A 23,682-nucleotide genomic window follows, 5' to 3' on the forward strand; every position below is an offset into this window, starting at 1 on the left:
AGAGCCACTTGCAAAAGTCGAGCAACCACCTATTATCGTCATTCCTGCGCAAGCAGGAATCTATAAGGTGTTGATATTGCAAAACATTTTGGATCCCCGCTTTCGCGGGGATGACGTTATATTTGCTATAATTGAAAATCATAAGGACTTTTGCAAGTGGCTCATAAGTATGCCACGCATAATGAAACCGAATATTTAAAAAGAATGCAGTGGCTATTTAATACAAAAAAGCGGACTTACGATTATTCGTAAGCCCGCTAAAATGTTTGGTTGCGGGGCATGGATTTGAACCATGGACCTTCGGGTTATGAGCCCGACGAGCTACCAGACTGCTCCACCCCGCGTCGAGGTGGGGCGGAATGTAGTTGTACAACCGCATTAAGTCAAGCATTCACTAGAAAATATTATTAAAACATAAATGGTCACTACATATAGCTATATTAAGGTAGAGAAAGCTTAAAAACCTTTATTAAAATATTACTTCGTAGGGCCAACTTAAGCGGTAATATTGAATTATTCTTGACTGTGCACGACGTGATAATGATGTAATGCAATAACAGTGCTAACGGCAGTTATTTAAAAATACTGTTATTACGAGAGGAGCTTTCGCCTAGAATGACGTCAAGGCAAGGGTATTGGGAATGACGAGAAATAGAAGACAAATTAGTTGCGTAGCCTTTTAAGGGCAACCACAAGCAGCACGGCTGCATACTGATTTACATGTATATCCTGCATGTCCGCATTGTGGAGCACAATTACCTGCACAGGGGCAGCATATACAGCTACCGGGACAAGTGCCATATTGATCTCCACCGCAAGTACCAGTACCTGAACCGCTACAGACTCCCCAGGTACAAGAACTGGAGCAAGTTTGCGTGCCGCACTCGCAAGATTGAGTTTTACCTGCAGTACATACGCTGCGAGTGCAATTTTCGGTAAATTCTTCTGGAGTTAGAACGCAATCAAAACCGTTGCCATCACAAATATACCTATCGCATATCCGTTTTCTTTGGCCTGTTGTCGAGCAAGTGTTTTGATATGCGCATGAGCCCCATGCACTACAAGTTTGCGCAGGGCATTGCCCGCAGTCAAGCTCGACACCATCAACCATTTTTTTGCCGCACGTTATATTAAGAGTAGTGCAATGTGCCGCATCTGATGCACAATTATTATTTACACATTTTTCGCCTTGAGGACATGTGCCTGTATTTACGCAATCACATAAAAATGAATTACCGCAACCATCATCAGAAATATTATAAGGTTCAGTGTTATTTTTGCAAGTAGTGCAGCATTGGCCATCAAGGCATTTAGTTGGATTATCTGCATGTAAAGGGTCGCATTGACATATTTGTCCTTCTGGACAAAATTTGACGCAAGATCCACAGTTTTCTGGATTGTCTAATCGATTGGTTTCGCAAAGCTCAGTATCATTACCTTCGTCAAAGATTCCATTATGATTAAAGTTGTCATCGCATTCAATTTGATCACCAGAGCATTGATGGCAAACAATTTTACCAAAATTATTGGGGATACCCTGGCATGGGTTTGCACTTGGATCATCAACATATCCAGGGCATAGTTCTGGAAATTCTATACATTCATTAATGCAGCCTCGCTGATAGTTTTCAGGTTTATTATCGGTATAAATGCTGCTAAATCTATCCGCGGCCCAAAAAACTTCTCCCTCGGTAAATAGTTCTTGGTGTACTTCGCAAAGTATTGGTGGAAAATCTGGATTAGGTAGGCTAGATGCATTATTTTCATTACTTGCAGCTAGTGCAACATCATATTCATCTATTAAGCCGCATTGATTAGCACGATAAGTATGAACTCCTTGTGAAGATATCTTAGATATTTCTACTTGATAAGATTCTGGTGGAGACTGATTATCTTGACGATCCCAAATGAGCTGCATGCAACGAAATTGACTATGATGCAGCATGCCGCGCCAAGGTTGTGTTGCATCTAAGGGTAGCGACAAATTACATAAACCATGTGGGTTGGGATACATTAAATTTGCTAGCTCGTCAGGTAGCGGAGTATTATCAGTAGAGCATGTGCCGGTATCTTTACAAGCAAAACGGGCAAAGTCATAACCTAAACTATCATTTTTAAAATCACCAGCACGTCGACGCATGCAGTTGCGCCAATAAGTACCATCATCATCTTCATCATATATAAGAGGAAAACTTGCATTGCATCGTGAGCGCTCAGCGATTACATAACGTGGCTTGGCGTTAATATCGTTTTCGTTATATTCATAGAAACCATGATGTAACTCAGCAAAGTAACTAAATTGCTTAAACGGTTCCATACATTGTTGCTCGCTAGCAAGAGCGCTACCATCCCATTCTCTGATATCGCTAATACCATTATCATTAAAATCAGCAATTGAATCGACACATAATTTCGTTAAAGGATTGAGTTCACGAGCAAGAAGAGATCGAAAACCATAATATGAATGCATAAACATGGTTAATTTATTATTGTCATTAATTACCGATTCATAGAGGCCAATAGAAGTAGTACCTTCAGCAACACCATTAATGTCAGCAACATCTATGACTAGTTCCTGACCATATTCATTGCGCAAAACAAATTGCTCAATTCTTCTTACATGACAGTGAGCATTGGTTAGTAAGGCGATATCTTTTTCTTTAGCAAATAATGATGGTTCAATATATCTCATAGCATTACTGCGAACCCATCCGTCTCTATCTTCATCGCAAGGCACTGCGGTTCTTTCGTTCATGGCGGCATCAAAGTAATAGTTATCGACAGTTTCGCAAACACAAATACCATCGCGAGAAGTTACCGGCCATATACGACCTGTTGTTCCATCACCCGTACATGCTGGACAAGGAATACAAGTTTGTAAAAAACCATCCCATGTAGCCCCTGGTTTAAATAGTTCGAATTCACCACAGCGAGGTTTGGCTTCGCAACGACCACTGGCAAAAGGAGATGGTTGCACGCAGTAATCACCTGCAAGACAATCTGCTTGGCTTTCACAAGCGGTTTTGCCAACACATAGGCCGGCCTTTTTATCTTCTTCATAGCCGGTTAAGCAAGATCCACATTTTGGTGTAGGTTTGCTAAGGCACTCACGAAATTGTGTTGTTTCACATGCAAGCGTTTGACAATTTGGTACGCAGTCGCCTGTATTATTTTCAACGTAGCCATTTTTACAAGTACCACAATTAGCACCATTTTCTTGATCTTCTGCACAGACGCGATTTTGTGCATTGCAGGTGTTAAGTATGCTTGCAGGAGATGCTTCTTTGGCACAGGTGCGCAAGTGACATTCACCAAGTACATCAACATACGCTTTTTGACATTTGCCACAACCATGACCATTAGCACCGCACTCGCGATATGCAGCAGCGCAATTTAAAGCCTCACAACTATCATCTAAGTGACATTTGCCATTAATGTCTTCTTTATAACCTGAAAAACAACTACCACATTGAGCTTGATGGTTTTCAGTATCTTCATTACATTGACGATGTTCTTGTTCGCATTGAGCTAAAATACTATCATTTGCATCAGCACTGCATGTTGCAGAAACGGCCACGCAAGTGGCTGATTCACTATCAAAAGTAAAACCAGGTTTGCATTCATTAAGGCAAGCTAAAAAAGCATCTTCAGCAATACAGCGTCTAGCTGTGCCACATACATTTTCACAAGCGGCTAGTGGTTGGCATTGATTACTTTTTAAGTGACATAACAAACCATTACTGCAGGTGCTCTTAGAGCTACAAGGGCAACCAGCATGATCTGTGGTACACTGATGACATAGTTTGTCACTGTCGCAATATAATCCAGTATCGCAAAGACCTTCATTGCAAATACAATCAGCACTACCTGGTTGGCAATCTTTTTTACTTTGGTAGCATGATGAGTTGCTAATCATAAATAAGCAACCAAATGCGAATAATAAGTAGTTATAAATATAAGTTTTATTCATGACAGCCTCAATTAGCGGTGAAGTCGCCGTAGAATACGTATAAGCAAATATCAGTAAGTGAGTTGAGATTGATATCGCGGTTTACCTCTTCGTCGGCGACATTAATCACTAACTCCCAGCGTGAATTGACAAATGGGCGAGCAATAAGACGATATGATTTATAAAGCTCTGGTACATATACGCGGTTGCCATTGAACATAGTATTAATTACCGAGGTACGATGCGGGAAGGCGTAATAATTATATTCGTTGTCTAAGTTGACAACGGTGCCAGTACCACGCATATCGAGGTAAAGTCGTCCAACAGGATCACCAACGTCAGAGCCAATAACATCAATTTCAACATATTTAATTTTATGCAGACGCGTGAGCGGCGAAGTTTGAGTTAAGCGAGTATTAAACGGAAATACAATATAGCCGCGACTATCAATTACCCCCGGGTCAAGTAGTCGCTCGCGAAACATAGCAGAGCGCTCGCCGTCGCTTAAGGCTTCGCCATCAGTATTAAGGTAGGGTATTTGCATAATATCATCGCGCAAGGAGATGCGGGAAATGCGCCAGTCTTGCGCCCCTAGTTCATCGTCAAAAGCTCGCGCTGCATCTTCAAGATCAATGAGATAATATTGCAAGTTGATATCACCCACGGCAGCCATTCTCACTAAGAATAATTGCTCTAAGCTTGCATAGCTTTGCCCAGTGTAATACTCAAAGACGCGAGTGGCTTTATATGCTTCTTTTAGAGCCAAGTAGAAACTGCGTTCAGCGTTCATAATAGCATCATTGCGATAAATGCGAACATTAGGATTATTACGTGCTGCTTCGACGTTAATGGCTAGCTCTTCCATTTCATCCATTTCGCTGGTGATGCGTTTAGCCTGATTTCTAAGATGTTGCACACGCGAGATTGCTTGATTTAATTCTAATTTAGCGCGTAATGCGTCTACGTCTAAAGTTGCAAGGCTGAGTAATATATTGGCTAGACGAGCATCGCTATCAATTTCAGCAAGCTCACAAGCATGTTTGGTACGTTTGAGTTGAAGGTCTCGTTGCATTTGACGTACTACGCACTCACCAACAACTATTGCAGCATCAATAGCTGTGGATATGCCTGCAGCAATAGCCTGTCTTCCGGCTTGTGATGGGTCGAAAATATTAAATTCAATTTTTGAAAAACGATCAATACTAGCAATAGTCGCTCGTCCAGCAGATATCAATCCTTCAGCAATATTAATTTGACCATTAGTCTCGTATTCAATATCAGCAAATTCATTTATTGATTCGCATTGATCGTTAATGCGAATTCTTTCTATTTCAGCTTCTTCAAGTACATTAGAAATTTGGGTGCGTATTTTCAGAATATTATTAAGTGCTAAGTCGACATTACCACGCGCTTCACGTAAAGTTCCACCGTCAGCTTCACTACAAGGATCGATAAGCAAACGCAAATCGTTATCTAAATAAGCATATTTAGCAATTGCCGGATATGCTTGCCCATCTTCACCTGCAAACGTTCCGCATAATTCTGCTAGTTGTCCTTCATAAACTGTACGAATACGGGCCAGCTCATTTTGAAAAGCTGCAGTATCAGATTCAAAAGATCGATTACTTGATAAAGCGGTTTGTTCAGCTTCGCGAGCTATTTGTAAGCGCTGATTGGCTCGATAAAGTGCAACTTCTATTGGGTTATCACGAGCAGCCGCAGCTTCAAGCGCCGGAAATGGTATATAATCAGCGGGAAAACCAAAATAATTCATACTTTCTCTAGTATCGTCATAGACTGAGCGCATTTTTGATAAAGCAATGCGATAGCTTCTTTGTGCTTGTTCGATTTGTTGGTTTATCTGAGCAATATCCTCAGCAGCACTAACGGTAACTACTTTGCGCATTATGTTGGTTATAATAATAGATTCAAGGTAAGCAGCAGCATAGCTGCGTTCAATTACGTGGCGTGCTAAATCAAGACGATTAAGGTTTTGATAACGTTTGGCAATTTCACTTAAAGCCAAAGTTTTTTGGGTTGAAGCTCGAATTAAACGATTAAGATATGAGGTAACGGTGGCCAAGGTAATGAAACTTTGCCCAACTTGCATTGACTGCATCCATGCGGGGGTTTGTTTGTAGAAGCGATCGAGAGCAAGTTGATAATATTGTACAGCTTGATATAACCTTAGCATTTCAAAGCCAGCAGCACCTGAGAGATTAATACCATCAGGTTCAAACTGCACTCCGTAGAATGCTGCCAGATTACTTTGAGCTAGATCAAAGCGGGCTGTTAATGACTTGGCCATCATTTCATCGCCAAGCATAATAAGTAGTTCGGCATTTAAATGTTCAAAACCGTAAAGGACAGAATGTGTATTAGAATTTTCATCTATTGATTCATTAAAGCCAAAGTTAAGATTAAGGTAATTAAAGAGTAGTGACTGAGTAGCTTGATCAGCACCTGTATCTTGCAGGTAACTCCATAAATCCATGGCACAGTCAACCCGCTCGCGAATTTCTTCGATGGCTGCTGGGTCATAACAGTATGGTACCGAGTCAGAATTTTCTACACATATTTCAGGAGCAAAACCTACGTTGCTAGTGCCACTGCGATTTACAAAACGGGTGCGATAGCGAAAGGCATCAAGAATAGTATTTGAAAGAGAAGAAAAAATGATCTCATTATTGTTATCGTTAGCATCATAGAATAACTTGCTGTCGAGGAGGTTGAGTCGGTTTTCACTACAATATAGTTGGTTATTATCAGTACATTGCCATATAAGATCGAGAGATATTCCATATGTATTATTGGTTATCCATCGTTTAATCGTATCTTGGCATGTTCCGGTTCTTATGCCGTCATCTTCATCTTTATCATTTTTTTGACAGGGAAGTGTGGCTATTTCTTCTTTTGTTAAAATATTTGTTGCTAAACTAAAATAGGTTACTTTAGAACCACCAGGGCATGCATCACTTACTGGTTCTGAACCATAGTTATCTGGGCCACCATCAATTAAGCCAGTATCTTCACATAAATAGTGAATTCTAGTAGCATCAATAGGTACAGCTGTTATATCGTTTTCAACAGCAACACCAGTAATTAAGGCATTGCCGAGTTTGGTAACATTAAGTTTACTAAAATCAGTACTAGAAATATTGCCGAATATACGTTCTAGCAAGTCGCGACTACATTCAACGGGTTCACTGCGAATTATTTCGTTTTGTAATTTTGGCGGAGTGTTTCCAAGATATGCATCATCTTCTAAATTTGCACTTTGACGATGTAAAAGCATGAGCCCATAGGCCATTAAATCGTCATTTGGGTCAGAAGAAATTATTGAAGCTGTTCGTTCGCGAAACAGTACTAGCATATCGCGGCCTTCAATAACAGCACCATCAATTATTTCTATGCTGCGTTGGCGGGTACGACCATCAGGCACAGGATTAGAGCTTGCAAAGCTAATATTTACAGTAGTTAACTCTGGGTCATTAAATGGGTAATTATTATGGCGACATTCGCGACTGTAGCGTTGAGCACTTTGAAGATCCCATGAAGTATTAGCGATAAACCCGGGTAAAAGCCAAGGTGTTTTAACTTCATTATAATTAACCGGACAGATATCATTAATATGGTAGCGACCACCTACAGCAATATTGGCACTAAAATCATTTATATAAAGAATACAACCAGCAGCACCTTGTTGTGAACATTGTGATGGGTCGTTATCAAAAGAAAGCGTTACAGCAGGGTTGCCCGCGTACTGTAAGGCTAATTGACTTTCGATACGACCTCCATAACAATAGGTGGCACCATTGCATACAGTGGTTTGTGGATCATCTTCAGCGAGAGGGCGAATATTTATTGCCATTGGCAATTCAACAACACCAGATGGTATAGGAATAGCAGCAGCATTAGTGGAATATATTAAATAGCCATTAACATTATTGTAAGGGAAACAAGCAGCATTTTTTGGGCACATGCTTTTTATTTGTGGTGATTGCCATGAGCCAGACCGGGTGGATGCAATAGCGGCGGTTAATTCATTTAAAGATACCTTACCGGCACGAAATCGCGCCCATACTTGCATAAGAGCATTACGCATACTGCTGATAAGGACAGAGTCTTGGCGTTCTATGTTATCGGCCGCAAGCCAATCATCTAATCCTTCTTCGGCAAAATTACCAAAATAAAGTACATCACCTTGCCATCGGCCTTCGGGACGTTCGGTATAAGATATTATAATTCGTTGTACACCATAATTTTTATGCCAGATTTCAATAGCACCTTCCCAACGAGCGGTTGGAGACGCGCCTGTTAATCCAATGGATATAGTAGCTTCAGAATCAGGGTCTATAATAACTTCGATTTCATTTTTTAATTCTAGATTATCGTTTGGCCCCATTCCCAGCCAATATAGTGGGCAATTACCTGGTGTGCAGGTTTTTTCTTTAGTAGACTCAAGAATTTCTACACTGCCATCATCACGAATAAGATGCGAAGATACTTTACGTATTATGAATAGACCTGTAAGTGCACCTTTATTGGCAATGCGAAATTCATTTATAAGTTTAGTGTTACTAAATTCTAATGCAGTTGTATCAATAGCATAACTACCGGTTTCTGGTGCAGCAGTTAAGTTTGCCATGCTGTTGGTAATAGCAAGAGGTAGACAATGCCCATTTTCATTGTCATCTTGCGTGGCACAATAGCTATCAATAGGGCACGGGTCACCAGAAACTAAACAAGGCAAGCGGCATACCGAGCGAAAACATACGGCTTCGTCTTTGCAGTGTGAATTATTTTCGCAATTTGATTGGCAGACGCCATCTAGGCATGCTTGAAAATCGGCACAATCGCGGTCAATGGCGCAGTTGCGCAAATTTTCGGCAGTGGATAAACATTGGCCTGCTATACAAGTAGTACCGCCATAGCAGCCTTCAAGTAAGCCATCACCTGGGCAAGTTAGATAGGTGCCATCGTTAAGTTCGACATCTTCACGACATGGGGTATAACATTTTGGCGTCATAAATGCTGAAGTTGCAAGACCAGTTAATGTAACACAGCGGTCTTTTTTACAAGTGTTGCTATCGTTGCATGTACCATCATCATTACAAGAGCAGCCTTGCGAACCAATCAAACAAGGGGTGCAGACATCGCTTTCACAACGGGTGCCATGCATACAATAGTTGTCGTTGCCACAAGCAAAACCTGGGTAACCTGTGCCATCAAGACAAGAATCATTGCGGCATATTAGACCAGGGGCGCAGCTACCAGCAGCGCATTGACAATGTTCGGTACCGGGTGTGCAGCTAGATAATCGACAAAAGCCATCAGCACATTCAGCATCGCCGGTGCAACTTTGATCTTTTTGACAAGCACAGCCGGGCGTACCACGAGGACATTGATTAGAAATACAAACACCAGAATCACAAGTTAGTTTTTCGCCCGCTTCACTTTGATGACAACTCCAATCCATAAGACAGGCACAGCCATGCTCACCAGCAGGACAATCTTGGCGTTGGCAACGATTGTCGCTATCACAAAAAGCGTTTGTTTCACTGCAAGTATCGTCTGCTTTACATAAGCAGCCGACAGAGCCTTGCGGGCAAAGGCGACAAATGTTTTTGTCAGCAGTGCAAAACATACCTTCTTGGCATTTGCCATTATCACAGGTGCAGTTTGCAGAGCCAACAGAGCAAGCTTGGCAGGTGTCATTTACGCAAGTAAGATTATTGTCGCATTTGCCGCCTGTATCACAGGCACAAGCAAGGCTGCCGACTTGGCATTCATTTTTGCTATTATTTGAGGTGCAAGCAGCAAATGAAAAGATGGTAATCAGCAGGGCAACAAAACTCAGTTGACGAAAAACAACACTATTAAAGCGTAAGCGGAAATCTAGGTTATTTAGCAAAAAATTAATGCTCTGGATTCCCGCTTTCGCGGGAATGACGTCAAGAGCTTTGACGGGAATGACAATTAAAAAATAAAAGTTTGTCAGAAACTTAATGTGCAGCATTATATTGCCTTTCTTACTTAATAGATTATGGCAATAAACTTAACGATACGTTTGGTAATGTTTTACCCAGTCGGTCGAAACAATGACTGGTGATAATTGTCGGTGCAGCAGTTTGTTGAGTACTTGCCCGCGAGACGTAAGTAATAGCCACGTCGCTAGGTTGTAGTGCGGTATCAGTACGAGCAGTAAAACTAATAGCCAGATTAGCACCGCGGCGCAGATATGAGCCGAGTATGCTATCACTAAACTGCACAGAATTAATCAAACCTGCTTGGTCATGAACCACTAACTCGCAGGCACGTGCATTTGCGTCAGTTATTTTTAAGCCGGCAGTATTGGCGCTACATTTATTGGCAATGCATACAAGTTGGAGGTCGCAAATGTTATTTTTTTTGCAAGGGCAGTTAAGCGTACCTTCTGGACATTGCTTACCTTTTGAACTGCAGGATGCCAAAAAATATATACTAAGAAGAATTATAATCTGAGTCATCCAAGTACGACGAACCCAGTGCCAATGACGCATCGTGGTATCCTCAGGCAAAATACTCAAGCGACCCTATGATGTAAAAAATGATTTGTCACGGGTATTTGGTGCAAATTACACTGGATTTATTTGATTAGAAGATCAACGAAAGATGAATATTAGTGATATATTAGTACATAAAATTGATTAATGTGTGGAATTATTTATAGCAGCTATGGTTGTCCAAGAGGGGGAGGGATATTGTAATATTGTTAATAAATAGATTTCTCACATTCTTCGAAGTGACAATGGGTTTTCCCTCTATGTAAAGTTTTGATTTATGCAAATGATGTAGAAGTAATGGTTTTGCATTTTAAGGCCTAATTTTAGTGTTTGAATAGTAATAAGCAGGCAATTTTTGGAGAAATGTAATGGTAAGTGCTGCTAGCATATTCACTGTGGTGTTATCACTAGTAACTTTAGCAAGTTGCGCCTCATCTTATACTTTTGGTGAGCAACCTTCTCTTGCAGCGAATACTGCATGGTCTCTGGTGCATGACCGGCCAGTCGTTTATGCGGATAAAAATTTTACCTCTTTCCCAATAAACAATACGGGGTTCATTAACGAAACACGCGGTATCGCTGTTTGTAATCTAGCTCAAATTCTTTTTACCGACAATGGTGGCAAGACGTGGCAGTTGGCTAAGCTACCCCTTACCAACGGAGGCTTTACCAGTCTAGAGATTATGAACAATGATATGGCCTGGGCCAGCGGTATTAATATGCTACGTGCTTCGTCTGATGGCGGCAATAGTTGGCGAGAATTATCTGATTACGGTGCGGTACATGCAAGTGGTAATTATTTGTCTTTTGTGAGTCCGATGGTTGGTTGGTATGCAGTTAGCAAAGATAGCGGTTCAGTACATCCATTAGTAATAACTCATGATGGCGGTGAAACATGGTCGCCTGTAGCAATACCTGACGATATTGAAGAAAAAATAATGGCGATATCCCTACTATCTGAATCTACCGGTTTTATATTGTTAATATCAGGCAAGATTCTGCGCACCGATAATGCAGGGGTAAACTGGCATTCTATATCTCTGCCAATAACAAAAAGAATTATAGTAAAAGAGAATCTTGGTGCGCCCGTTGAGGCGCTACGTTTTACTAGCTCTTTGCAAGGTACAGTCGTACTATACTTTGATAAACCAAGAGGGTTTGCAGTGTTTGACACCGAAGATGGTGGCAAGAGCTGGCAAGAACAGATACTACCGCACCTCGAAGAAGTGACAATTGGTAATGTATTTTTGTCTCGCGATGCGCGATATCTAACTATAACTGATCTTAATTCTAAAAAGATTCGACTTTATCGCCGTCAGTAGTATCAAAGTTAAAACAGGTATTTTCTCCAAAAATAGCTCAACATCAGAATATTGCGCCTCTTTTTTTAGTGTTTTTTTGGTGCTTGGCAGCCGTAACCTTGGCAGCCGCCTTGTGAGAATCGGAGGATTTGATGATATCCCTTAAAATGTTTTTTTATCAAATCTTCACCTGTTGATTAAAATAAGATAGCGTTATAGCCGAAAGCTAATAAAAATTAGCGTATCAATAGGAGATAGTTGCTTTTGGCCAGCGATATCGAAACAGTATTGACCGCGTTGAATCAGGCAAACGTCCGCTATCTTGTTGTCGGAGGAGTTGCGGTAGTTTTGCATGGTCATTTACGTACAACGGCTGATTTAGATTTAATAATACAACTTGAGACTGACAATACTTTACGAGCAGTGGATGCTTTGGCTCAGCTAGGGTATCAACCAAGAGCGCCGGTACCTATTGAACAGTTTGCCGATGCTTCGATGCGACAATCTTGGTTAACTGAAAAAGGTATGACAGTTTTAGGGTTATGGAGCGAGAATTTTCCGACTCTTGAAGTTGATCTCTTTATTGCTGAACCAATAGATTTTAACACTGCCTATAATCGCGCATTAACCGTTACGCTTGATTCTACAACTGCAACGGTTGTGTCTCTTGATGATTTGATATCATTGAAACGTATGGCAGCGCGAGCTATAGATTTAGCTGACATTGAAGCAATGCAAGCTCTTAAAGAAGTAAATGAGAATTCTAATGAATAAGCAAAACTTAAAATTTGCTAAAGGCTTTGCTGAACATCGTCAAAGCCAAGTAAGTATTGGGCTAAGGCTTACTCCAGCAGAGAGATTACGTTGGCTTGAAGAAACGATGAAGACTATGCGTCGCTGGCAAGGTAAGGCGCAGCAAGTTGAGAAGAAGAAAGAATAAAACTAGAAGGATAATTAATTTGACATCGAGCGCGCTATTTTAAAATACCTAGGTGTTTCATATTTTGAAAATACTATAAACTGATTTTGGATGTCAAAGTCGGGACTTATTATAAACTACGCCAAAGATGAGCGATGGGTAGCAATTGTACATCATTTTCTATAGAGGCGTTATCGCCCATGTGCAGTAAAAGTGCTCTGCGTGGTTTATCTGCGTTTTTACTGTTTAAAAATGTTTTAAGATGACGCACATCATTTGCAGCTGGGTTAATAGTATTTTTAATTTCTATTGCAGTTGTTAGTGATGGTTCATCAATGATTATATCGATTTCGGCACCGCCAGCAGATTGATAATATAGTAACTGATCACAATTAAACCGACCGAGACGACGACGTTTTTCTATTTCAGCAATAACGAAGTTTTCTAGCTGCTGCCCGATGGATACCTTAATACCAAGCGCAAAGAGAATTCCATTATCAGCAAAATAATATTTAGCAGCTTTAGCATGACGTTTTGCTGGCCCAAATTGATAGCCATAAAGTTTAAAAACTAAGCGTGACGCTTCAAGTACATTAAGATATTTGCGGGCTGTTGGGTAACTAAGTGCTGACTCTCTTGCAGCATTAACTACTGAAGTATGAGAGCCAAGAGAAATAGCTAGATAGGAAAGAATTGCCATTAAGCCATCTGCATTTTCAACATTTGATAGTAATGCCAGGTCTTTAGCAAAATAACTATTTTTATAATTATGTAATATTTCTTGTTTAGATTCAGCGTTGTTACAATTAATTACTTCTGGGAATCCACCATAGATAATGCTGTCTTTAAGTTGTCGACGCGCTTTTATAGCTTGTAATTGATTTACAACATTAAAGCACTCATGAGTTGGTGGTCCAAGTTCTTCACCCCAGCAAGCAGTTGGAAGTTCTAGAGGATGCATGCGACCAGCAAGTGTTTCAACCCCTTGAGATAATAACCCCAAGGCGCTTGACCCAGTCATGATAAAAGTTTTGTTCTGTGTATCGATCGCATATTTAACCGCGATAAGTAACTCAGGGCATCTTTGAATTTCGTCAATTATAGCAAATGATTTAGTTATTGATTGAATCAGACCTTTTGGGTCAGTACGTGCAAAACGTAAAACATCGAAGTCATCGAGGGTATAATATATTGCATCAGGAAAACGTTGCCGTAATAGCGTGGTTTTTCCAACCCGGCGAGCACCTAAAAGCATACAAGTGGAATTTTCAGGAAATTTTAACCATCTATTAAACATTGTTTTATTATTTGCCTGGTAATTTAGAAAGTCAAGTTTAAAAAGTCAACATTATAAGTGTCAGTTTCTGTAAGCCATCATTTTAATCTAATCCGACCACCACCTTTTTGAGTACCTGTTACATTGCGCACCCATGCTTTATTTTGCGCATTAGCACAAGAAGGACATGCAGCCCCACCATGACTAGCATTACTGCTTGATGCTTGCATACGATTAATTTGATCGTCGGTAGCTGCGATACCCCTTTGTTCACTGTGATGTTGATTGTCAGGTTGTTTCCCTGCCTTGCCTGAAACAAACTCCACATTAGGTCCTAATAGACGTCGCGCTGATCGCTTAATTTTGCCTGGCACAAGTCCGGTGCTTGTCGATATAGTGAATATCGTTTCTCCATTTTTATTGCCTTGCGTTATAGTTGTTGTACTAAGTTCGCGGGCTCTTTTATTACCAAAACGTTGATGCAAAAAATCAGCTGCAACTTGCAATTCATCAGCTGTAAGGCGACGTGGATATGGGCGATGGGTTTTTTCTTTAATAGACTTTCGCAATTGCACGTCTGTGTTTTCAAGCCCATTCGGATCAAAATGATTAATCGGATTATTGCCAACATAGGCATACGCGGTCGTAGCTTCGCCAAGCTTTTCAGTAGATTCTGGTTTTAGTTGCGTAAAAGCGGGGTCAGGGCTAACCCAACGACCAAGTTCAGTGTCGAGATAGCGATATTTATAATAATCAAGACCGGTGCTGCTATCACGTTCTTGGCCAGTAAATCCATATGTATCAATTGCTAAATCAGAGTTAGCAAGCTCAACCCCAAAAGGCGTATAGCCGCGCCGACCGAGGCTTTTTCCTTGTGTATCAGTTACTAGCGTTACGCTACCGAGATGGTCATGTGAGAGATAGGCAGTGCCACTTTCAACTTCAAGCAATAAACGCCGTGCACTTGCAGCTAGTAGTTGCTTGGCTGCAGATGGCGAATAATCAAGTTGCAACACTCCTGACTCATGCGCAGCAGCTAGCCAAGCATCGCCTGCATTAATTTGTCCGTCAGGTTGGCTGGCTTGAGTATTATTGCTGCTAGCCTCAGCCGGAGCTACATCGCTAAGCAACTGTGTAGCAAGTGCATCACTTTCTTGACGTACCAAACGTTCGCGACCTAAGCGCACCGTACTAACGCTAATGCCATCGCGTATTTCAAAATCATCATTGATATAGTAGGTAACGTTAGTGCCTTCTTGCTTCTTTATGCGATCAACATCAGCGCCATAAGTAAATTTGGCTACGGTAACATCATCATTATTTGCTTTAGTAAGGCGACCTAAAAAGTCCCAGGCAAGAGAAATATCACCGCGTTTAGTTAAATAGCCGGCGGCGTCGTAAGTATACGAACGTGCGCCAGCGCTAACTGCGGCATTGGGGTGTGAACTTGAATATTTATAATTGCCTATATGTTCGGGGCTAGCGGTACCTAGACTAGAAATACGGCTTAATAGGTTATCAATATTATTGTAAGTGTAGTTAAGCGTCTCCACGCCATCATCATTATTGCTTGCCGCAATTTCGCTTGCAACGAGACGATACCACGCATCATAAGTATAGCTAGCGCTTGCATTTAAGCTTGTAGCGTTTTCATTTGCATCGCTATGCAATAAGTCATCAATACTAACAATATTGCCAACGCGGTCGTGTTGATAAGCAAAACCTTGCAGTTGGGCGCTAGTGCCAGATGTCTCAAGGTGATTTAAGCGCAGTAAACTGTCATAAGTTTTATTAGTATTAACACCGTTATTATATGCAATACTTTGAACTAGCCCTTGTTTATTATAAACAATTTGCGATACATAATCAGCCACGCTAATTAAGCGTGAAGCGCCATCATAGCTGCGTATGTAGCGTTGACCGTCTGGATGTTTGGTTTCAATTAATCTGCCAGCATTGTCGAAGTTATATTGTGTAGTAAACTTAGCACCATCTATCTGGCGTTCGCGCGCAATTATTTGCCCACGAATATCATAACCCGTGTGGTCAATGCCCACTTTATCATTTAAGGGATAAGTAACTTGGGCAATAAGACCTTCGGCATTAGTGCATGAATTAGTTGCACAATCAGCAACATAATCATATTGCCAGCTTATGCGACTATGCTCGGGGGCGGCAGTATCAAAGCTTGCTATTGGTCGATTAGCGCCGTCATATTCACTTTGCACGTTGATGCCTCGCGCATCGGTATGCAAAATTTCGTTGCCCGCATCATCGTAAAATAAATTAGTTATACCGCTATTAGGGTCAATTATTTTTACAATACGACCAATTAAGTCACTTACCTGCGTATGGGTATTGCCGACAGGATCGATTACATCATGCAAATGCCCAATGCTATCATAGGTTAGGCTATAGAACGCTGGTAGGTCTTCGGGGGTAAGTTGCCGTTCAATGGCAACTAAGCGATCGAGACCATTTTTATGTTGTGTAATTGGGGTATGATAATGTGCGCTGGTGCTATCATTATCGTTAGCGTCGTAAGTTGCAACTGCTAGCGGCAAATACTCATGGCGCGTGCGTGATGAAGTTTCATATAGGTCAGCATCAGGGTAGATTATTTCACGCTCGCGATAGGTAGCATCATAGACATAGTCAGTATAATTAACATCGCTTGGTTCTTGACTGTCGCAAGCGCTATCACTTGCAAGATATGGTTGATATACTCTTTGTGGCTTGCTGCGCACATTGTGAATAGTAAAACCATTTACTTGATAACTATTGTCGCTAAGGCGCAAGAGCTCTTGAACTTGACGGCCACGTCCATCAATACAGCGGCTAATAGAAAGTTCAGGCTCTTGCGGCCCAGCGCGGGTGCGTCGATTAATGGTTATGCGACTTATCGGGGCTTTTAAATCGTAAACAATACTGTCAGTTGGTTCGAGTAAAGTGTCACCAGGCTTAGCAATAGCAGTAAGACGAGCAAATTCGTCATAGTTATAAAAGGTGCTATCGCGGTTATTTTGCGGTGTGTCTTCAATAATCCGCATCCAACGAGTTGCTTCCACGGGTTTGCCAAAAATTGGCTCATATTTAACTTCGCGTGCAAGCGTATAGGCTTGTGATTGTTGATCTATAAGAAAAATATCAACGCGGGTTAAATGCAAACCATCAGCATCGTATGCATATTTACGGCGATGCTCATCACCATCTTCAATACCTAAGGGGTCAAGGCTTTCAATGATATTACCATGTTCATCGCAGCGATAGCGCTCTTTATTGATTAATTTATTGTTAGCACCACCAAGCACCCGCACGGTTTTGCGGGTAATATTGCCGGTAGTTAATGTCGCTAACTCTTGACCGATAAAAGGCGGATCATCGTAATATGTGAGCTCTTCAGTGTAATAATCGCTGCCTGTAACACCAAAAGTACGTACACGATATGGCGCATTTAATAGCCAGCGACCCGAGGTGGCATTCGGTGGCACAAAAGAGGTCACGGTTATAAGTTCATCGCCTTCACATTGTGGTCCGCACGGTGAACCAAAAATATCTGCATCGCGTGTGCAAGCAGGGCAGCCACTGCCGCCAATAGCCGTAACGCCCAATTTTTGTTCAACATTACGATTGCCATAGCCATCATAGTCATAAACTACTTGCGTAGTGACCCATTGCGTGGCTTCAGTGCCTTCTTGAATTGTGGTAGTTAATTCTTTTTCACATATCCATCGTACGGGCACACGCAAACCAGAAGTAGGTACTTCAGCCACGCTGCAATCATCATAGGTGAGCTCTTGTATTTGTATCGCTTTATCATTACTAAAGACTTCGCGTTTAAGTAGTAAACCATTGCGATAAGCATTATTTGCACCAACATCAAATACACTCTTAACAACACCTGATTCAATGCTAGCATCACCTTCTTCATAAGCTTCAACTTTATGATAGCCACGAAACTTTTTCTCTATGCCATCATAATAGCCATCGTGATAAGTATAGGTTGTAACATCATGTACATTAGTTAGCGTGTCCCAGGTGTCAATTTTATCTACCACTATCATCGGATGCGGCAATTTATAAGCCCAAGCGCCAGCACCACCATCTCTAGCCAAACTTAAAACCGAGCTGCTGTAGGTAACCTCGGTTATCATGCCAATGTTATTTGATATACGGCTGATTAAATTTGGTTTAACGGGAAACAGTTCTAAATAAATAGTGGTGCCATCATGATCAATCCACACAATATCTTCTGAACCATTGCCGTTCATATCAGCAAAGAGCACAGTTTTTTCGTTGCGATCAGGCAAGGCTACCCCACCAGCACTAGTCATAGTAACTAGGGGTGCAAAAGCATCACCATTGAAATTTAGCGCGTATTTAACAGTGTCGGCTTGTATTATTAATATATCGTTTAAGCCATCGCCGTTGATATCAACAAAAGAAATAAATTTTTTTAAATCTTTTAAGTTACTAGGTATACCAGTCATATTGCGCCAGTCGCTAAAGCGACCATATCCAAAATTAAGACGATAACTAACAAAACCATCGCCGACCTTAACGACATCGAGCATCCCATCGCCATTCATGTCTTCAAGGTGCAATTTGTCATCTACAAAAGTGGCGCCGATGTTTTGGGTAGTATAAATACCATCTGCAGTTGTATAGCTGCCATCACCTAGATTGATGTAATAGTTGGTGCCAGATTGTGTTGTTTCGATAATATCTATGCGTTTATCGTTGTCCCAATCAAAGAAGCGAACATTATCATTGCCTTGTAAAGTCGGAAAACCGCTTGTATCAATATCATACATACTTACCCAGTCACCGCTGCCATTGCCACTAAGTACTTTGGCATTATAGCTATCGATAAGATCTGAAAACCCATCGCCATTAGCATCAAGTAGTTGTACTTGTTGGGTGCCAAGCATGCTGGCGCCTACTCCTGCAAGAGTACTTTCGTATGCGGTTGCAAAAGATTGGCTACCATCAGAAGATAATTGATTGAGGTATATAAAATGTTCACCATCAAGTGTAGTATTTAAAACGTCAGGTAGTGCATCACCATTAAGATCAATAATAGCCGCGTGGCCTAAAGACATATCTAGGCCCAAACTACCCATATTAACTAAATACGGCGCTTCACAGTCTTTGGTATGACATTGACCACCAAGAGCGCGTGAGTAAGTAAAATTAAATTCAATCGGATAGCGACCATTTTGCAGACCATAATGTTCAACCCGGCTCAAACGTGTGAAACCACCAGAAGAAGCGTAGTCTTCATAAATAAGAGAGTAACTGCGTATTTTATCGCCTGGAGGTGTACCTTGGCTATTTGAATAGATATCGATAGACTTGAGGCGTTTGCTTAATACTTCGTTAAAACCAGGGCGACAGTCAGATAAAAGGTCACGTCGGTCTTCGTAAAGGAAATTGATCTGGTAGCGTGGGTTGCTACCATCTGTAAAAACATACCCAATAGAATCAATCAGTGAAACACTACCGTCAGGTATATAATTATAGCGAATACGGTGGCCGAATACATCGACCATGTCAACCAAATGGTAGCGATAAACTCCTTCATCACCAACGCTTCTGGCAGTAGCAATAATTTGACCATCATAGGTAGCGCCAAAGGTGGCAATACGACCGTCAGGATATTCGGCGCGCCAATAGCCAGCATTGCCAATGCCAGCATCTATCCAAGTATAACGAACAAAATCTTTTTCAAACCGCGCCCGATAAATCGGCGGCTCGCTATTATTAATATTAACGAGTTCAATACTTTCGTTAGCGAAGAATAAATCGTCACGATTATATAAAGGAACACCGCGCACCGTTGCACGTGAGATGACCGGTATATCTAAAGACCAACCCATACCAACAATAGAGCTGCTATCACCTGATGAGTAACGCAAATGCAGCTCTGGGGTCATAGCTTTAAAGCCTTGGGGTAGCTGCAGTGGTACTTCCCAGGTCATTACCCCCATGTTGGCATTATGCTCGACGTTTTCACCGATACCTTCTAAAGAACCGGGGCCGTCAGGAAGGTTTAAACGATCTTCTGCAACAACTGTTTGGCCGGTAGCAAAATTGGGAAATGCAAGTGTTAAGAACAATAAGCCAAGCAATAAAAAAATTTTTGTAATACGAGTTATTGGTACACTGAAAAGATTATGATGTTTGTCCGAAAAAAAATAAGTATTGCTGCTAGTAAAAAACTGTTGTGGTTTTTGCATATTTATCAACCCTAATACTGCTACGGCAGTTATAAAAATGCTACAACTTACATTTACTAATGAAGCATATATATTAAATCCATCATGTTTGACTTGCCGTTTAGTCTGCTTACGGTAAAACAATATAAGGATAACGTCGTTGAAGTTATGAGTGGATAAAACACAATCGTCAAGTCTATATATTTAATGCAGGGCGACGCGACGCAGCAATAAAATTTATATTACTCAAATGCAACCAAGGTAATCTTGCATATATAAAGATGTGTTGTAAATATTCAGCCTCTACCTGGTGCTACCCAGCTAGGGGCTAAGATTATAATAACCAGTTATACTTGTACTTGTGAATTACTTAGTTTGTTGGCATATTATTTAAGGATATTAAAATTTTAAAAAGCGAGATAAGTCGTTGAGTTACACAAAAGGTATAATTGATCCCAATCAGTATCCTCTGACAACAAGATATCTAGCCAATTTGCCAGCAGGTTTAGATAGCTATACTGATTGTTTAGTTAAAACCGATGTGCATGACAATATACGCAAAATATGGCCACAAAATGATTCAGATAATAATTTACCTCCGATTCTGCTGAGTTACATTAATAATACCTATCAAGAAGAATGGTATCCTGATGTTGCTGGTTGCACTTTATTGATGATGTTACGTGATAAGGTTTTTTCAACCGATAGCGAAGCGGTTAATTGGGTTAATAATAATATGGAAAGTATTTATAAACGACCTATGTATCGCATGCTGATGTTAGTTTTATCTCCCAGCCTTATTGCTTTGGGGGCAACTAAACGTTGGGCGGCATTTCATCGCGGTTCAACCTTAACTGCCGGGCCAATCGTACGCGATAAAGATGGATTAGCAACAACAGATCTTACCCTAATATTTCCTGCATATCTTTTTAATGAAATGCATGTTCGTCAATATGCCGCGGCTTATTGTACAGCATTACGAAATACCCGTGGCCAAAATCCGCAGGTATTTCTTAATGGATATAGCAGCACCGAAGCGAAATATATAGCAAGTTGGAAAGATTAAGAAATCAAGGTCTGTTTAGATACAATTTAAGCTAACCTTTAATTTGCTCGCGTTCACTTAAAATCCACTCAATGCGACATGCTTGCGATTCATCAATAATGCGAAATAAATGTGTAGTTAATATACTTTGACGCCTAGCACGTAATAATGTTGCAGTTTCATCAAGTACATAATCAGTGGTAATAAACCGGCCTTGTTTTTTATGAGCATTTGCCAATACACTTTTTGCTTTTTTATGTGCCGCGTCGCCTTGCACTAATAGAGCATAAAAACCGCTTGTATCTATAAAAGTTTCAGAGGTCATAGATTATTTTATCAATATCTTCGTTAGTTAGAGTTTTACCTGCTGCAGCAGCAAAATCGGTAAGTTGGTAAAACGGATCTTCTGCAGTTGGCTGATTATCGATAATTGGTTCGAGACGTAAAACCGCACGACCGCGATAGGTTAACACCATACGCTCGCCAAGTTTTGCTCGCCGTAAAATTTCGTCAGTATGCCGACGTAAATCTAACATGGTTATGGTGCTGTTTGATTTAGCCTTAGTAATATGGATTGGCTACTATCCATTTTCTGCGTAAAATGGATAGTATGATATCCAAATATGTTAATCGATCTATTAGCGATATCAAAGCATCAAACCCATATTATTTGCTACCGGGCATTTTTTAAGCCAACAATAAAAGATATGACTCGCGAGTGTCTATTGGTATATCAGAATATTTTTTGGTACATTCAATAATTTGCTATCGCTATTAGCGTTTATCATGATATAAGCAAATAGTGATGGCACAGCAATTTGTTTTGCGCACCCTTAATCTTACGAAATTACTTAATGAGCATACGGTTTTTTTATTTGGACCACGGCAAACCGGCAAATCAACATATGTACGCGAGCAACTTGGTAAAAAAATCAAGCTAACGTTTAATTTGCTCGACCGTTCGCTATTATTGCGACTGATTACTAATCCAGCAGAGCTTCGCCAAGAGATCGAAGCCCGTAATTTACGAAATGTTATTGTTTGCATTGATGAAATACAGAAATGTCCTGATTTGCTCGACGAAGTACAACTATTAATTGAAGAACGTCATATTCGTTTTTTACTCACAGGCTCCAGTGCCCGCAAACTCAAACGCGCTGGTACGAATCTGCTTGGTGGCAGAGGTCGTGATCGCCGCTTACATCCTTTTACCTACAATGAAGTTAAAAATTATAACTTTAAGTTAGAGCGAGCAATGAATTATGGGCTTATACCAGGTCATTATTTTGCTAGCGATCCAGATGATGCCCTTGAATCATATGTAACACGCTATTTGACTGAAGAGATTGCTGCTGAAGGTATTTCTCGCAATATTTCTGCGTTTGCTCGCTTCTTGCAAGTTGCTGCTACTATAAACACCCAATTAATTAATGCAACGTCGATTAGTAGCGACGCCCAAGTATCACGCCAAACAATTCAGAACTATATACAAATATTGCGCGATACTTTGCTTGGCTACGACTTATTACCTTTTGGCAAAACGGTTAAACGAAAACCTATTGTTACCCCCAAATTTTATTTTTTTGATATGGGGGTGGTACGTACTTTAAGACGTTTGCCGCCTATTACTCCTGCAAATGCAGAGTATGGTGAGTTTTTTGAGCATTTTATTTTTTTAGAGCTACGAGCCTACATTGATTATAACAGCCCAAGAACATTATTGCATTATTGGCGCTCGACCTCAGGTTTTGAGGTTGATTTTATTTATGATGAACGAGTTGCAATCGAAGCAAAAGCAAGTAAACACATTACCGAAAAACATTTAAAGGGGCTACGTGCTTTAGCTGAAGAACATCAACTCAAGCGTTTTATTGTAGTATGCCATGAAACTAGACCACGATTAGTTGACGGCATTTATATTATGCCATGGCGTATGTTTTTAGATGAACTTTGGACGAATAGACTAACCAATGGGTAAATTAGTGTGTATATAAATTATTTTGTAATAATTTTGGCTTAATAACCATATTAGCCATAGATAATAAAGGGGGGGGATAATGAAGACTAGCCAAGTTAAAAACACCACTGATATAATAAAAGATATGAAGTATCTTGATCCAAAACTTGATATTGTTTTCAAGTTATTGATGCAACAAGAAAAATCATTGCTGCAATCAATGATCGAGACAATAGTAAAGCTGCCCGCACCAATCGAATCATTAGAAGTATTAAACCCTGAAATTCCTAAAGCAATCGGTATAGACAAGGGCGTGATTCTTGATGTTCGGGTGAGTTTAGCTAATCGAGCCCGCTTTGACGTTGAGATGCAAAGCCAACTGCCTGACGGTATAAATTCTAGATTTTTATATTATTGGGCCAAAGAATATTGCAGTGAGCTAAGCCGTGGTGATGATTATGTTGATTTATTG

14 protein-coding genes and 1 tRNA gene are annotated in these 23,682 nt (G+C 40.6%); 7 read left to right on the forward strand and 8 right to left on the reverse strand.

The genetic code is table 11. The features are described 5' to 3' along the window. A partial coding sequence (locus JW841_17400) for a hypothetical protein (GenBank protein ID MBN1962711.1) occupies positions 1 to 199 on the forward strand: 199 nt, incomplete at its 5' end. A gap of 68 nt (positions 200 to 267) precedes the next feature. Here the strand turns inward: JW841_17400 and JW841_17405 are convergent. From JW841_17405 to JW841_17420, 4 genes are all read right to left on the reverse strand, one after another. Continuing rightward, positions 268 to 344 (reverse strand) — tRNA-Met (locus JW841_17405). Between the two features lie 335 nt (positions 345 to 679). Next, positions 680 to 3,970, reverse strand: a complete 3,291-nt coding sequence (locus JW841_17410; GenBank protein ID MBN1962712.1) for a hypothetical protein — start codon at positions 3,968 to 3,970, stop codon at positions 680 to 682. Between the two features lie 7 nt (positions 3,971 to 3,977). Further along, complete coding sequence (locus JW841_17415) at positions 3,978 to 9,863, reverse strand: hypothetical protein (protein ID MBN1962713.1); 5,886 nt, start codon at positions 9,861 to 9,863, stop codon at positions 3,978 to 3,980. A 130-nt stretch (positions 9,864 to 9,993) separates the two neighbouring features. Then, positions 9,994 to 10,491, reverse strand: a complete 498-nt coding sequence (locus JW841_17420) for a hypothetical protein (protein MBN1962714.1) — start codon at positions 10,489 to 10,491, stop codon at positions 9,994 to 9,996. A gap of 371 nt (positions 10,492 to 10,862) precedes the next feature. Here JW841_17420 and JW841_17425 point away from each other — a divergent pair, with 371 nt between their 5' ends. The 3 genes from JW841_17425 (at position 10,863) to JW841_17435 (ending at position 12,735) form a co-directional block, all read left to right on the forward strand. Next, on the forward strand, positions 10,863 to 11,816 hold the full coding sequence (locus JW841_17425; protein MBN1962715.1) for a hypothetical protein: 954 nt from the start codon (positions 10,863 to 10,865) through the stop codon (positions 11,814 to 11,816). A gap of 243 nt (positions 11,817 to 12,059) precedes the next feature. Further along, positions 12,060 to 12,569, forward strand: a complete 510-nt coding sequence (locus tag JW841_17430; protein ID MBN1962716.1) for a nucleotidyltransferase — start codon at positions 12,060 to 12,062, stop codon at positions 12,567 to 12,569. Next, complete coding sequence (locus JW841_17435) at positions 12,562 to 12,735, forward strand: hypothetical protein (GenBank protein MBN1962717.1); 174 nt, start codon at positions 12,562 to 12,564, stop codon at positions 12,733 to 12,735. The genes JW841_17430 and JW841_17435 overlap by 8 nt, the downstream gene beginning before the upstream one ends. 109 nt (positions 12,736 to 12,844) lie before the next feature. Here JW841_17435 and JW841_17440 read toward each other — a convergent pair whose 3' ends face one another. Together JW841_17440 and JW841_17445 are read right to left on the reverse strand one after the other, a co-directional pair. Then, positions 12,845 to 14,011 (reverse strand): ATP-binding protein, encoded by a 1,167-nt coding sequence (locus tag JW841_17440; protein ID MBN1962718.1) that lies wholly within the window; start codon positions 14,009 to 14,011, stop codon positions 12,845 to 12,847. Positions 14,012 to 14,088: 77 nt separating this feature from the next. Continuing rightward, positions 14,089 to 20,229, reverse strand: coding sequence for a VCBS repeat-containing protein (locus JW841_17445; protein MBN1962719.1), 6,141 nt, complete (start codon positions 20,227 to 20,229; stop codon positions 14,089 to 14,091). A gap of 406 nt (positions 20,230 to 20,635) precedes the next feature. Here JW841_17445 and JW841_17450 point away from each other — a divergent pair, with 406 nt between their 5' ends. Beyond that, a complete protein-coding gene (locus JW841_17450) occupies positions 20,636 to 21,274 on the forward strand; it encodes a hypothetical protein (GenBank protein MBN1962720.1) in 639 nt (212 codons plus the stop codon). Between the two features lie 31 nt (positions 21,275 to 21,305). On the opposite strand, the gene JW841_17455 is transcribed toward JW841_17450, so the two are convergent. Beyond that, positions 21,306 to 21,578: a PIN domain-containing protein gene (locus tag JW841_17455; protein MBN1962721.1), complete on the reverse strand. Its 273-nt coding sequence runs from the start codon at positions 21,576 to 21,578 to the stop codon at positions 21,306 to 21,308. Continuing rightward, complete coding sequence (locus tag JW841_17460; protein MBN1962722.1) at positions 21,568 to 21,789, reverse strand: hypothetical protein; 222 nt, start codon at positions 21,787 to 21,789, stop codon at positions 21,568 to 21,570. The genes JW841_17455 and JW841_17460 overlap by 11 nt, the downstream gene beginning before the upstream one ends. Positions 21,790 to 22,058: 269 nt before the next feature. Between JW841_17460 and JW841_17465 the strand changes: the two genes are divergently transcribed. Together JW841_17465 and JW841_17470 are read left to right on the forward strand one after the other, a co-directional pair. Further along, positions 22,059 to 23,231: an ATP-binding protein gene (locus JW841_17465; protein ID MBN1962723.1), complete on the forward strand. Its 1,173-nt coding sequence runs from the start codon at positions 22,059 to 22,061 to the stop codon at positions 23,229 to 23,231. Positions 23,232 to 23,310: 79 nt separating this feature from the next. Next, positions 23,311 to 23,682 (forward strand): Rpn family recombination-promoting nuclease/putative transposase (locus tag JW841_17470; protein MBN1962724.1); only part of this gene is annotated, 372 nt, incomplete at its 3' end.

The sequence above is a fragment of the Deltaproteobacteria bacterium genome, assembly GCA_016931625.1.
In the GTDB taxonomy this organism is placed as follows: domain Bacteria; phylum Myxococcota; class XYA12-FULL-58-9; order XYA12-FULL-58-9; family JAFGEK01; genus JAFGEK01.